This is a genomic window from Bacteroides sp. (assembly GCF_030151085.1).
Lineage (GTDB): Bacteria > Bacteroidota > Bacteroidia > Bacteroidales > Bacteroidaceae > Bacteroides.
In genome coordinates this window covers 76,213-90,582 of the sequence record NZ_JASLER010000083.1, presented here as the reverse complement: position 1 = coordinate 90,582, position 14,370 = coordinate 76,213, and the positions used below count along the sequence as shown (strand labels likewise).

Below are 14,370 nucleotides of genomic sequence, written 5' to 3'. Positions count from 1 at the left end.
AAATTTCAATGAATTAATAAGCAAGAAGGGACTTATGCAAAAGTCCCTTCTCCATTAAATTACCAACCCGGATTCTGATCGAGTACAACATCCTTGTTTGTATCAATCACACTTTGTGGAATCGGCCAAAGGTTGAAGTTCTTGTTGGCAAGTGAAGCACGTGCCACATCCCAATAAGCATACTTCTTGATGCGCTCAATAGCAACTTTACCACCCATACGAAGCAAGGTGTTCCAACGATGCTCTTCATAGACCAATTCACGTGCACGTTCGTCCAGAATCAAGTCCAGGCTTACATCCGAAGCCGTAGCCATATAGCTGCATTGCGCTCTTTCTCTCAATAGATTGAGATCAGCAGCAGCGCCGCCATTATCACCCAAACGCCACTTAACCTCAGCACGCAATAAGATAGTTTCGGGCAGACGTACCAAATAATCATCTCGGTAAAGGAATGAGAAGCTACCATCGATACCCGCAATATAGCCTGTATATTTATCCGTAGCAATCTTGCAGGAAATAGGGAATAAGTAAGTTTCAGCTTGTCTGTCTTTTACTCCGTTTTTCACCTTATGCATTACGTCCCATGGAAGAATTTTACCATAATACTGGCCATTCTTTTGGTTACCCACAAAGCTTCTTCTGAACACAGCATCAGAGTTTCTCATGTCATCAGACCACTTTCCATCGTAAATGATATCACGTGTATAGTAAGTAGGCATTACAGCGGTAACACCTTCCCCCCCTACATCCTCTAAGCTACCCATCAGCTCACCTTGAACGTCACGGGCCACCGGACTGTAGTTACAAGAATGAGCCATGCGGTTGGCGCCATATCCTTGCTGGCAAAGATCCAGGCTCATCTGGGCTACCCAAATGGCTTCCGTATTCCCGTTTTGGTAATCCTGATTGCCTTCCTGGAACAAATCCCAGTACACATTGCCTTCAATATGTACACCGGCAGAGGCATAAGTACGCTCGGGGGTTTGCTCTTGTATGCTTGTAGCGTAATAATAGACGGGAGAGTCATTCTTACGAGTACCGAAACGATTCTTCATCAAACGATAAGTACCACCATCGATTACAGCATCAGCATATTCCTTCGCCTTACGATACGACTCAGCACCGTCTTTTCCTTCTTCTTGCAGTGCCACACCCTTGTCAATATAAAGCTGACACAAATAATGCTGAACAACCCCCTTTACCAAACGACCTGCATCGGGATGAGTTTCCGGCAGAGCCAAAGCAAACTTTTCCAAATCGTCTATGGCAAGCTGATAAGTTTCTACACGGGTACTGCGCTGGAAATCGTAACGCGGTCCGGTGATACGCTCTTTTACCAAAGGCACTCCACCATACAACTCTCCTAAGTTCATATAGGCATAAGCTCTGAAGAAATGAGCCTCAGCCAAAGTCTGAGTTTTATCCGACTCGGAATCCCATGCAACTTCCTCAGCAGCAGTTATGGCCAGATTGGCTTGGGAAACCAAATTATAAAAGTTGTTGTACACTTGCTTGTAGATGTCATAGTCAGCCGCCAACTTACTATAATCATTCATATTTTGTGAATCGCGACCGTTAGGCACATCAAACATGTCAGTACCGTTGCTTGCCATATAGAAGTGTCTCGGCGAGAACTGCATAGGGGCGGAAGTACAAAAGATATCACGTACTTTCTCGTAGCAAGAAGTCACCACCTGTTTCACCTGGTTGGAGCTCTTGAACACATTCTCAATCGCATAAGATGACTCCGGACTTTCCTTTAAAAAAGCTGCATCGTCACAACCGCTTGCCACAACTACGGACAAGGCTATCAATCCAATATTAATTTTATTTTTAAGAACATTCATAATTCATCAAAGTATTAAATTTAGAAACTAATATTTGCCCCCAAAGAGAGGTTTGTAGAAACAGGATACGTTGAAGATAAGATTGTGTTACCCAATTCCGGATCTCCATTCTCCCAACCTGTAATCGTGAACAAATTCTTACCGGTAAAAAACACTCTCAGATTATTAATACCAAAGTTCTTTATCTTAGCCGAATTAAAGGTATAGGACAATGTGATATCTTGCAGACGTACAAACGCACGGCTTTGCAGACCTTTGAAGCGTCCATCTCCACTAAAGTTTGCCGCAGGGTATTTGTTGCTGGGGCGATCTTCTGTCCAATAAGGTATATACATATTATTAGAGTAAGCTCCGCCGCCACCGCCACCTGCAAGGAACGCCGGTGCATTTTCACTTACATAATATCCATTTCCGCCGAACGTACCGCTAAACATAAAGTACAATTGAAGATTCTTCCATGAAATGGTATTCGCCAAACTCATCTTGAAACGGGGATCTGATGAACCAAGTATGGTACGATCTTCAACACCGATTGTTCCATTACCATCCACGTCCACATATTTCGGATTACCGGGAGTGGCACCGTTGGCTTTTATATATTCTGTGTCATCCTTCTGCACAACACCGGCTACCTTGTAACCATATATGGAGTGTATGGATTCTCCGATAAATAAGTTATTGCCCAAATCATTGTCTTCCTTGCCATCGCCGTCCAAATCTTCACCATACAAATGAATCAGTTCGTTACGGTTCAACCAGAATGTCAGATTAGTATCCCATTTCCAGTCCTTATTTTGATAATTTACAGAACGGACGTTGATTTCCACACCACGGTTGGCAACTTCACCCATTGTAGAGCTCATTGATTCAAAACCGGTCATTGAAGGAATAGTACGTTTAAATATCTGATCGGTAGTTCTTGACAAATAAACATCCATGTTTACAAACAAGCGATTATTCAACCAAGCCGACTCGAAACCGAAGTTCCATGAGTCAGTTGTTTCCCATCCAAGACCGCTATTACCCAAAGTATTCTGTCTGATACCAAACGAAGGAACCTTCGAATTTCCAAAAGGATAAGCTATACCACCACCGGGGCCGATAACCGCTTCAGACAATGTTCCGTATGGATTGATACCTTGGTTACCATTTCTACCCCAAGATAACTTAAGCTTCAAATCATTCAGGAAAGTGGCTTTCTCCATGAACTTCTCATGAGTAACACGCCATGCACCACCGAAGGCATAGAAATTACCCCACTTATTTTCCTCACCGAATACTGAGGCACCATCTCTACGATAAGAACCGGTAAAGTAGTAAGCATCATTAAAAGAGTAAGATGCACGGGCAAAATATCCGGCATTGCGACGACGGGTAATACCTGTGGTCGTTTTTTGCGTAGTTGCATATTGCAAGCCATCGTAACCTAAACTTGTATTACCATTAGCCACATAATCACGTCCTTCCATTTTGTCCCATCTATCAAGCTTGCTATCACGAGTAGCAACAGCTGTTAAATCAATGGTATGCTTACCGAATGTATTTTTGTAATTCAAGATATTATCTATAACCCAGCTATTTGCGCTTGTATTCTGATAATAACCATTCGCTGACCCCAACTTCGAATAAACTGTTTCTTCAGAATAGCGGGAATCATCGGCGTATGAGCCTAATGGAGCAAAATATCCTTCATGATAGAATTCCCCACCATCGTTCACATTCATATAAGCCGAATAGTTGAAACGATAGCTCAGCCCCTTCACCCAAGGAAGTTTTACTACCGCATGTGCATTGACACGGAAAGTACGTCTAAGATCCAAATTGTCGTATGTACCGGACTGGTCTTTCCATAATGGATTCTCAAATTCATTAGAACCTAAGGGGAATCTTTCCAATAGATTGGTTCCTTTGCGATACATTACATCGTACGGGCCAAGAAGAACTGCTCTGTTATACTCAGCGCCTACACCCGAATAATCGGAATGAGTATAAGAAGCGTCAGCACCTACTTCCAACCAGTCTGTAATGTCCGTGCTAATCTTACCCATCATCGTGACACGTGAGAAATCATCACCGATCATGATACCTTGATTATCTGTAAAAGAAGTCGACATATAATAATTCATCTTCTCACCTGCACCTGCCACAGATACCTGATAATCTTGCAACCAGCCTGTACGTGAAATCTCGTCCAGCCAGTTGGTTTCTTGTCCGGCCTCGTAGCTGTCTCTCTGCTGTTCGCTCAATGATTCTAAAGTAGCACCATTCTTATCATGCAGCATCTCCATGTACTGTTTGCCGTTCATAAATTCCGGTTGGCGATGCCAGGATTGCATGGTGCCGGTCATATTCAAATTGATCACCGGTTTGCCTGATCTACCGCGTTTAGTAGTAATCGCAATCACACCGTTTGCCGAACGTGAACCGTATGCAGCTGCTGAAGTAGCATCCTTCAATACGTCTATTGTGGCTATATCGTTCGGATTGATATCATTCAGATTACCTAAGAAGATCACACCATCCACAATCAGCAACGGATCATTGTTACCTGAAATTGAATTTTGTCCGCGTACCAACATCGAAGGTTGTCCACCCGCCGTATTGCTGGCACCAATGTCAAGTCCGCCCACCGAACCTTTCAATGTTTCCAAAGCATTTGTATTGGAAACCAATGCCACAGGCGAATTTTCCAACTTCAAAGAAGAAACCGAACCGGTAAAATCCTTCTTGGTCGTTGTTCCGTAACCGATCACTACCACTTCGTCCAAAAGCTGGGCATCTTCTTTCAAAGTCACTGCAAGCATTTTTCCACTCTGTGCTTTCAGCAGTTGAGTCTGATAGCCGATGTAAGAAATTTCCAAAGTAGAGTTAGAGGCGGCATCCAAGGAGAAATTACCGTCAATATCGGTAGTTGTACCACTGGATGTGCCTTGAACTCTGATGGTGGCACCAATAATCGGTTCACCTGTCGGATCAACAATACGTCCCGCAACTTTACCTTGCTGTGCGGGAGTAGCTGCCGGATTCGCTTTCTTTATAACAATCTTCTTACCCTGAACTTCATAACTTAATTCATTTTGCCCCTGTAGAATCTGCTTTACAACTTCTTCGATCGTTGCATTCTCTAATAAAACAGACACACGTTTCTTTGTATTTACGTCTACTGATGAAAACACGAAGGAATATCCTGAGGTGTTTTTCAGTTGTTCCATCGCCTCTTTTACCGTTACATTATTGGCTTTTAGCGTTATATCCTGCGAAAAAACCGATAAGTTAAAGCAAAGCGCTGCTGAGGCTACTAACATAGCCCTTTTAAAATATCTCATAATTCTCTTGATTTTTAATTAAATAACTAAGGAAAGTTGATAAGATTATTTTAAAGATTCTCTATCTTTGCACAATCTTAAATTCAAGATGGTCTCTCAAGGCGACTTGACTTTTAATCCGGAGGGTGTTGCCGCATCCTCCGTTTTTATTATTCAAGTGCCTTCTCTGCCTCAGCCGGAAGGTTCTGTTCTCATGCTTTTATTTTTTTAAGGTTCAACAAATATATTACTTCTCAAAAATCAATACAATATATATTTATCATCTTCATAGCGATACTTCATTCTATTGGTAGAAGCAATCGTTTGAAGTACTTCGTCTATCGTGTTTCCTACTATCTTAAAGCTTCCGTAAAAGCGCTTGTTAGTTAAAGAATCAGCAACTTCTATCTCTACATCATAACTGCGCATCAACTTCTTCGCTATATCTTCTAGTAGTTCCTCGTCAAAGAATAACTCATTTCTCGACCAAGCATTGGAATACTCTACATGTGTCTTTGACTTTGTCAAAATGCCTGTCCGTTTATTAAGAACCATTTTTTCTTGAGGCGCCAAATAAAGAGTAGGCATTTTCTTCAGTTTATTCATCAAAGCCACTTTACCTTCCATCAGGTTCACCGTCACTTCTTCATCTTCGGGATAATTCTTGAAATTGAATTTCGTGCCCAGCACTTCCAAATTCAAATCTCTTGTTTTTATTTCAAAAGGTATTTCTTCATTTTTAGTAACTTCAAAATATCCCTCACCTTGCAAAGACAACTTTCTGTTTTCTACCCCGAATCCCTGCGAATAAACGATCTTAGAACCTGCATTCAACCAAACCAATGTTCCGTCAGGTAAATACAATTTAGTACGCGACCCCAAAGGAGCTTCAACCACCATATCCGCAAAAGTCCCTTTCACTGTTTCTTTTCCTTGCCAATAGGCAGCCAAGGGTAATAGTAGGATCAGAATAACAGCAGCTACCCGATACATCGTCTTCCAGGAGAATCGGCGGATTTGTTCTTTCTGTTTCTCCACACTGGATACTCGTTGCTTAAACAAATCAAATGCCTTGTCTTTATTAAAAGACACATTCTCGCTCAACACACCCGAAGAGAACCAGACTTCCAACTGATTGCGTACATAATTACGATTAGCTTCTGATTCCATACTCCAACGCTCTAATTCGGCAAAAGCCCCCTTGTCCATTTCGCCGGATAAGTATGAAGTTATCAGCTTATCTATATCGCTATTTTTTTCTTCAGTATACATAGTATCAAGTGCGTTTATAAGTAAGACAAAAAAGAAAACATACAGGGTAGTCGTAATCTAAAGTTTTTCTCAAATTCTTAAAAAGAAATAGAAGATAAATAGTTTCAAATAGCTTCCCATATTTGTCTGTAAAGAAGCTATAGCATTCTTTATATGATACTTAACTGTATTTACGGATATATTCAATTCAGTTGCTATTTCCTCATATTTTTTTTGTTCGAACCGGCTTTTCTTAAAGACCGTACGACATTCTTGCGGAAGATTTTCAATGCATTGGGAGAGTTTCTCTTCGAGCTCCTTATCCAGAAGCATACCCAACGGATGATTATCTTCCACGAAAATATTATTCAGGAAATCCGCGTTTTCAGGAAGCATAAAAGAGGAGAAGCGAAGTTCAGTTCGATGGCTCAACGAATTCAACTCGTTCAAACACCGGTTCCGAACTGCACGCATCAAGTATGCACGAATGGAGTGAGTTATTTCAAGTTCAGTGCGATGCTCCCATAAATAAAAGATGGTATCATCTACTATTTCTTCGGCTAAAGAAGAATCATTCAGTAATTGGTACGCAAAACGACAAAGCAGAACGTAGTGGCAATCATATATATATTGAAATGCCTTTTCGTCTCCTTGCTTCAGTTTTTCAATAATATGTTTTTCCATAGTAGCCTGAGTAACAAATGGTAAATCCTTAGTTGTTATTACTTTATATCAAGAAAACCGTGTTGTTCGTTTCACGCAGGTCGATTATAAGACGGGACAAAGGTAATATTATTAAATTATAATGCGCGCCAATAACAGAAAAAGATTAATCTATCCCAAATATCGTTTATCATAAACTATAGGACAGAAGAAAAAAAGAAAGAGAGTCTTTTTTATCATAGATGCATTTTTCTAGTATATTACAAGTATGACAAAAGAAAAAAAACGTAGGGTAGTCAAAACCGAACGTTTTTATATTTATTAAGAAAATTAAAACAGGAATAAAAAATTCAAGCGCTTACCGTTTCAGATAAACCACCGTTCGTCCGGAGCCATACTTACGAATGATGCCTTGTTCAATGTAACGATTCAGATCTACTTGCGCCTGTGTTTTCGAGCATTTGGCCAATCCAGAATAGTCGGCACGGGTAATGCATACGTTCTCCTCCAGATATTTCAGCAATCGTTCCAGCCGTTGCTCTTCTGTCAGTTTCGAATGTGAAATATAAGGTGATGCTTTCCGTTCCAGCCCCATCGTTACGAAGCGGTGGCGGAACTTGCTGCCCAAACGCAAATTTACATTTTTAAAATGAATGGATGGAGAGCGTATCTCTTTCTTATCCTGCACCAAGCGGTCACATTCCAGCGAAACAGAAAAATATCCCAATTCACCCACTTCCACAATCCATCCATCGGCCAGCCAACGTTGCAGCTCGTCAGTAATGGCTTGCAACGTACCGTCCAGTATGGCTTGACTGAACCCAGTAGCATTATGTACTATCTCCAAGAATTTATCTGCCGGTATAGTTCCTTTAGGCAGTACACGGGCATGGAGACGCTCGTCCTTTTCTCCCTCTTGCGGAGGGTTCTGATACAAATCGTAATAGACACTCATATTATATAAGGCATAAAACCGCCAAGTTTAATACTGAAAACCGGCGAAAATAAGATCAAAAAGTCCCGTTTTTATTTCGAACTACCAGGTCAATCAAAAAGATGACCATAGTTAATCGAAAAGTAAACCTAGGTCAATCGAAAGAACAACCATGGTAAGGCGAATTATTATCTCTGACAAAGGTAGTAAGAAAGGGGGAGTTGAGAAATAAAAACAGGAGAAAAAAAATAGAAGATATGTATTAAAGACTTCTCTTTATATAAAAAAATGAGCCTTACAACAAATAAAAGATGGATGCGATGCACTATATTTGTAGAAAATGAAAGTCAGATAATATGGAACAGTTGGATGTATTCGATTATTCGAATGTACTCATAGCAAGTTATTTCACCGATGACAGGGAATGCGCTCATGAAAACCGGGAACATACGCTTATTTATCTATGTTCCGGAGAACTGGAAATTGAAGAACGCGGAAAGAAAACCATTTTACATCCGGGAGATTGCGCCTTTATGCGACGTGATAACCGGATGTGGTTGCAGAAAAAAGTTGAAGAAGGTAAACCGTACCATTCCATTGTACTGAAATTTTCAAGACCCTTTCTACGGGACTTTTACCAGACGCTCAGCTCCCAACAACTTCCGACGGATTCCAAACGTGAAAAAGTGAGCCTTCGTATATTACCGAAAAACAGACCCGATGTCCGGTCACTTTTCGAATCGGTCATACCCTATTTCGATACGGGCGATAAGCCCTCGGAGGAGGTTTTGAAGTTGAAGATGATCGAAGGAGTTTATGTACTGCTCAATTCCGATCGAAATCTCTATGCTTCGCTGTTCGATTTCGTGGAACCATGGAAAATCGACATTCTCGACTACCTGAATGAAAATTACATGTGCGATCTTTCAATGGAAGAGATTGCAAGTTATACAGGGCGTAGCCTGGCAACTTTCAAGCGGGATTTCGCCAAGGTAAGTGATTTAACACCGCAGAAATGGATCATTAAACGTCGTCTTGAAGCGGCATATATTCTCATAAAATCCGGTAAGAAAAAAGTGACAGAAGCCTGTTTTGACGTAGGGTTCAAAAATTTGTCTCATTTTTCCAAAATATACAAAGAGACCTATGGAGTTGCACCATCGTGGTAATATGAGCCTCACAACAAAGAGAATTGAGCCTCGCAGCAAAGTTGTTGCGAGGCTCTCTTTTTACCTTTGCCGGCAGAGCACTAAAAACATAAAGATTATGGAAACAATGAATAGTAGTCGCCGCGGATTTCTAAAGACGGCAGCACTTGCGGGAGCTGCATTGGCACTGCCCGCCGGATTGGATAAGGTTTTTGCAGCCGAAAAGAAACAGTCGGAAGCATCCACCAATAACAACAATGTTGCCCATATCAGGGGACTTCGTGTATTAGGTACAGGCAAGGCGACCTTCGAGGTATCGGCAATCGGTTTCGGTATGATGGGGATGACCTACAACCGTAGTCAACACCCGGACAGGAAACAATGCATTCGGCTGTTGCACGAGGCTGTGGATCGTGGCGTGACGCTTTTTGACACGGCTATTATCTACGGACCGCTGACCAACGAGAACCTTGCCGGCGAAGGGTTGTCCGATTTCAAAGATAAAATCAACGTAACGACCAAATTTGGACACGAAGTAATCGACGGGAAAGGAACCGGTCGTCAGGATAGCCGTCCGCAAACGATCCGCCGCTATTGTGAGGAATCGCTCCGCCGCCTCCGACTTGACTCATTGCCCATGTTCTACCAGCATCGTGCCGATCCGAATATTCCGGCAGAAGAGGTTGCTTCGACCATTGACGATCTTATAAAAGAAGGTAAGGTGCAACATTGGGGAATGTGCGAAGTCAATGCAGAGACTATTCGTAAGGCACATGCCGTATGTCCGCTTACCGCTATTCAGAGCGAATACCACCTGATGCACCGCCTTGTGGAAGAGAATGGTGTATTGGATGCTTGCCGGGAACTGGGCATCGGATTTGTACCCTACAGCCCGATCAACCGAGGCTTTTTAGGCGGCTGTATCAACGAACACACGGTTTTCGACCCAAACAATGACAACCGCCAGACCCTACCACGTTTCCAACCGGAAGCGATGCGGATGAATACCCGTATCGTAAATGTTCTGCAAGCTTTCGGCCGCACACGGGGGATGACTTCGGCGCAAGTAGCGCTCGGCTGGCTATTACAGAAAGCACCGTGGATCGTACCTATTCCCGGAACGACAAAACTTTCGCATTTGGAAGAGAACCTGCGTACTCTGGAATTTAATATCTCCTCTGAAGAATGGAAAGAATTGGAAGATGCCGTTGCCGCCATCCCTGTTATCGGAGATCGTTACAATTCAGAGCAGCAGAAGCAGGTAGGACATTAAGAATCAGCAATTGCAATCGACTTTGGACACAAGTGAGGTACATGGTCACCGGGGCTGCGAGAAACGAAGCAAACGACTTTCGGCAAACAGTGGAAAGATAAATGATTGGTATCAGATAATTCATAAATGACTTAAATAATATTGCATCTGTATTTAGAAAACATTTCTTTCGCTTCATTCACCATATCATCTTCAAGTATCAGATAGTCAATATCTCCGATGGAACCGATCACATAGTTCTCGGCTGTATTCAATTTGTGATTATCTGCAAGTATAATCCGCTTACAAGCCCTATTAAGCATCAAACGTTTGATGGCGGATTCTTCCCGGTCCGGTCCTGACAAACCTAACTGGGGGTGAATACTGCATACACCCAAAACCAGCCAATCGGCATGAACAGTTTGCAAGGTTTGGAATACTGATATGCCTACTGTAACTCGTGAACTGCGAAAGAGTGTTCCTCCTAAAAAAATGACTTCAATCTTAGGCCGTTTGATTAATTCTGAAACAATCGGGAAACTATTGGTGTAGATCGTCAGCTCCAATTCATCGGGAAGCTGACGAACTACTTCAAGATTTGAAGTTCCCTATCTCAATGAACGATACGATGTACGAATTGTATCTTCGGCTACGGAATTTGATAACTGCCTTGATGACAAACACAATTGGCTGAAAGAGCATTTTCCCTTCATTGGTTGGCGACAGCTTGTATTGTGTGGAACCAAGCAAGGTATCGAGGGTGATATGATGCTAGATGATCACCCGAAAAATCTGGATTTCTTCCCGGGTAAACGCTATATTTTTACTCAACCTCATAATATTTATATATCCAATCCCACCTATATAAGGGTTAATAACTGGTCTGAGGTATTTAAGTTATTATGATTTATTGTCACAATTTGCTTTTTCAACTGTCTAACAAATAAAAGGCTGAAATTATGGAAATAAAAATAGAGCAAATAAATCAAGCACTCAATGGTTCGGAAACTGCATTGGAGCTAATTATTGCAAGCATAGAGGAAAGAGTTTTCAACTTATCTTTGCGCATGCTTGGACGAATTGAAGACGCAGAAGATGTAAAACAGGATATTTTAATCAAAGTCATTACAAATCTATCTTCTTATAAAGGAGAAAGTTTATTTTCGACTTGGGTTTATCGTATCGCAGTGAATCATTTACTCAATGAGAAGGATAAACTGTTTATGAATCGTCCATTATCTTTTGAGATATTTGGTAATGATATAGATAACTATGTATTGTCTGCTACCGAACAAATTAGTTTAGCTGAAAAAAGCCTATTATCTGAGGAACTTAAAATATCGTGTACAAATGTGCTGCTCCAATGTTTAGCTCCATTGGATAGATTAGTTTTCATTTTAGGGACCATGTTTCAAGTAGAGAGCAGTATCGGTGGTGAAATTACAGAATTATCAGCAGATAATTTTAGACAACGATTGTCCCGCTGCAAAAAAGTAATGAGCCTTTTTTTATCTGAGTACTGTGAACATGGAGGAGGGAGAAAATGCAAATGTATGAATCGGGTTAATTATGCGCTAAGCCAACATAGAGTAGATTTAACATTACCATATTTATCATCTGCAATACCTGACACAATTTCTAATTCAAAAAATGCAATGGAAAATATTGATGCTGCAACAGCTTTATACGCCAACTTACTAAAACATGCTTCTAAAAAGCAGGCTAAAGATTTTCTCATTAACTTGATTAAAACCGATGATTTTTCAATAACCAAATAATTTGTAATATGGATAAATTAATCTTTTCGATAGTAGTGGGCTTGGTTGCAGGAACCGTAGATGTAATTCCTATGATTATACAAAAATTGCCACGACGTTCTATTGCATCAGCATTCTTTCATTATTTATTTGTTTCGATAGTAATTCTTAATATAGAGATACCACATATTGCTTGGTGGCTGGAAGGTGGTATCGTAGGCCTGGCATTGACAATTCCTATGCTTATTCAAATTAGTGATTCAGATAAAAAGTCTTTGCCAATAATCGCAATGAATGGTTTGCTATTGGGAACTTTAGTTGGTTTTATTGGACACTATTTATATAACTAAATATATACTAACAAGAAATGCAACTTACTTTTCACGTTAGTTGCACTATTCAAAGTGCATAGTCATGATAAAGCATTTTTGCAATCTATCTAATTTTTTCTCTGTACTCTTTAGGCGATAAACCTGTTATTCTTTTAAAATACTTACCAAAAAACGATTGAGAAGGAAAGTTTAATTCATCACTGATTTGCTGTATTGTCAATTTAGTGGACTTTAATAGCGCTTTTGCTTCCAATACAACGTAATCATCAATCCATTCCGCAGCAGTTTTCCCGCTAACACGCTTTACGATAGTGGATAGATAACTTGCGGATAAATGAAGTCTATCCGCATAATAAAGTACTTTTCTTTCTTTCCTGTAGAATAGTTGCACTTCTTTTGAAAAGTCATTCATTAACGCTTCATTGTTTGATAGTATTCTATTTTCTGATAATTGATGAAAATAGTATCCCATGCCATAAAAGAAAGCACAAGTCAGATGCTTGATAATATCTAATTGATAGGGATGCTTATTCTCTATAACCCTACGAACCATTGTACAATAGGAAAGTATGGCCTCAAGTTGTCCCGATTTTAAATCCAAAATAGGTTTGTCTTGCAGCAACATATAGGTCTCAAAGTTATAGGGTAATCCCAAACTACTAATGAATTTGTCCGACATAAAAATACAAATTCCTCTAAAATCATCACTTATGAATTCCTGTTCCAGAATTTGTCCTGAGACATTGATTGACATTCTTGCGCTAGTTAAACGATAGGGAGATAAGTTTATTTTTCCTATGCTTTCTCCTTGAAGGCAAATACAACATACGTACATATCTATTTTGAATGGATGATTTGATAAGCTATTATTGGTTACATCAAAAATGTAAAAATCATCATTCACACATAAAAACTGCCTGTTGCTTTGTGCTTCATTTCGTAAATTCAATATATCCATTCCATCTATTATATAAGGATTAGAACACAAAAATAGAGCAAAATATTGGATATAAAACAATAATCTAGAGTTTCGTCCAATATTCTCCATGAAATGACCTTTTTGTGCGATAAGACTTTGCCTACTTTTGCGGCAAAAAATAACATCAAAATGAAAAAGAAGAAGTATTTTATCCTTTCAGTATTAGCTGTAAGCTGTATGAGCATACTAAAAGCTCAGCCCCTAAATGCAACAAGCAAAGAAATAGAGTTCTCCAAAGAACAAAAAATCACTTTCACAGGTGGACCGATTTTAGAAATGAATGCATCTAATTTTATCCATTCAGGTATCAATGACAGCAAAAGTAATATGAAGCTAGGATTTAGCACTGGTGGTTTCCTTAATTTAGGTATCTCTAAATCTTTCTCCATCCAGGGAGAAATGCTATTTCATTACAAAAATTCTGATTTTGAATGGGACAATCAAACAGGTGAGTATCGTTATTGGGGAATGGAAATTCCTATTTATGCCATGTATCATTATTGCTTTTCAAAGGGAAACCGTATACACATAGGGATAGGACCTTACACCGAATTTGGCTTGGGAGCATCATTCAAGTACGACGGAGTAAAACAAGATCTTTATGAGAAAGACGGTACTACGGGATTACCCGCTTTAAGTGATTCGAATACTGGTTTCGGCATTAAGATAGGCTATGAGTTTATTTCAGGTTTTCAAATTAACGCCACTTATAAGGCGAGTGTAACCAATTTACTTGATGAGAATAGCAGTAGAATTAAAATGCATCCCCAGACTATCAGTATTGGAGTAGCTTACCGATTTGCAAAATAAAAACAGATAGAATATGAATATAAAACACTTCGTTTTTAGCATAATTATCCTTCTTGTTTTTGCAAAAAATGTTTCTGCTCAATCAGATTCAA

13 protein-coding genes are annotated in these 14,370 nt (G+C 40.1%); 6 read left to right on the top strand and 7 right to left on the bottom strand.

Annotated features, from left to right (window positions below):
- Positions 1-59 precede the first annotated feature (59 nt).
- From Q1W14_RS17075 to Q1W14_RS17055, 5 genes are all read right to left on the bottom strand, one after another.
- Entirely contained in the window at positions 60-1,847 is a 1,788-nt protein-coding gene (locus tag Q1W14_RS17075) for a RagB/SusD family nutrient uptake outer membrane protein (protein ID WP_300703582.1), read from the bottom strand.
- Positions 1,848-1,867: 20 nt separating this feature from the next.
- Entirely contained in the window at positions 1,868-5,173 is a 3,306-nt protein-coding gene (locus tag Q1W14_RS17070; protein WP_300703581.1) for a TonB-dependent receptor, read from the bottom strand.
- 240 nt (positions 5,174-5,413) lie between these two features.
- Entirely contained in the window at positions 5,414-6,424 is a 1,011-nt protein-coding gene (locus Q1W14_RS17065; protein ID WP_300703580.1) for a FecR family protein, read from the bottom strand.
- Positions 6,425-6,493: 69 nt separating this feature from the next.
- Entirely contained in the window at positions 6,494-7,087 is a 594-nt protein-coding gene (locus tag Q1W14_RS17060) for an RNA polymerase sigma-70 factor (protein ID WP_300703579.1), read from the bottom strand.
- A gap of 337 nt (positions 7,088-7,424) precedes the next feature.
- Complete coding sequence (locus tag Q1W14_RS17055) at positions 7,425-8,021, bottom strand: DNA-binding protein (protein ID WP_300703578.1); 597 nt, start codon at positions 8,019-8,021, stop codon at positions 7,425-7,427.
- A 335-nt stretch (positions 8,022-8,356) separates the two neighbouring features.
- On the opposite strand from Q1W14_RS17055, the gene Q1W14_RS17050 reads away from it, so the two are divergent.
- The gene (locus tag Q1W14_RS17050; protein WP_300703577.1) at positions 8,357-9,169 is read left to right on the top strand and encodes an AraC family transcriptional regulator; all 813 of its coding nucleotides are present in this window, start codon (positions 8,357-8,359) and stop codon (positions 9,167-9,169) included.
- A 106-nt stretch (positions 9,170-9,275) separates the two neighbouring features.
- Entirely contained in the window at positions 9,276-10,421 is a 1,146-nt protein-coding gene (locus Q1W14_RS17045; protein WP_300703626.1) for an aldo/keto reductase, read from the top strand.
- A gap of 131 nt (positions 10,422-10,552) precedes the next feature.
- Here the strand turns inward: Q1W14_RS17045 and Q1W14_RS17040 are convergent, their stop codons facing one another.
- A complete protein-coding gene (locus Q1W14_RS17040; RefSeq protein WP_300703576.1) occupies positions 10,553-10,966 on the bottom strand; it encodes a hypothetical protein in 414 nt (137 codons plus the stop codon).
- Positions 10,967-11,036: 70 nt separating this feature from the next.
- Between Q1W14_RS17040 and Q1W14_RS17035 the strand changes: the two genes are divergently transcribed.
- The 3 genes from Q1W14_RS17035 to Q1W14_RS17025 are packed head-to-tail and all read left to right on the top strand — an operon-like array spanning position 11,037 to position 12,507.
- Positions 11,037-11,306, top strand: a complete 270-nt coding sequence (locus Q1W14_RS17035; RefSeq protein WP_300703625.1) for a hypothetical protein — start codon at positions 11,037-11,039, stop codon at positions 11,304-11,306.
- Between the two features lie 53 nt (positions 11,307-11,359).
- Positions 11,360-12,178 carry an RNA polymerase sigma factor gene (locus Q1W14_RS17030; RefSeq protein WP_300703575.1) on the top strand — a complete coding sequence of 273 codons (819 nt, stop codon included), beginning with the start codon at positions 11,360-11,362 and terminating at the stop codon, positions 12,176-12,178.
- Between the two features lie 8 nt (positions 12,179-12,186).
- A complete protein-coding gene (locus Q1W14_RS17025; RefSeq protein WP_300703574.1) occupies positions 12,187-12,507 on the top strand; it encodes a hypothetical protein in 321 nt (106 codons plus the stop codon).
- Between the two features lie 85 nt (positions 12,508-12,592).
- On the opposite strand, the gene Q1W14_RS17020 is transcribed toward Q1W14_RS17025, so the two are convergent.
- Positions 12,593-13,537, bottom strand: coding sequence for a helix-turn-helix domain-containing protein (locus Q1W14_RS17020; protein ID WP_300703573.1), 945 nt, complete (start codon positions 13,535-13,537; stop codon positions 12,593-12,595).
- Between the two features lie 60 nt (positions 13,538-13,597).
- Here Q1W14_RS17020 and Q1W14_RS17015 point away from each other — a divergent pair, with 60 nt between their 5' ends.
- A complete protein-coding gene (locus Q1W14_RS17015) occupies positions 13,598-14,278 on the top strand; it encodes a porin family protein (protein ID WP_300703572.1) in 681 nt (226 codons plus the stop codon).
- Positions 14,279-14,370: the final 92 nt, after the last annotated feature.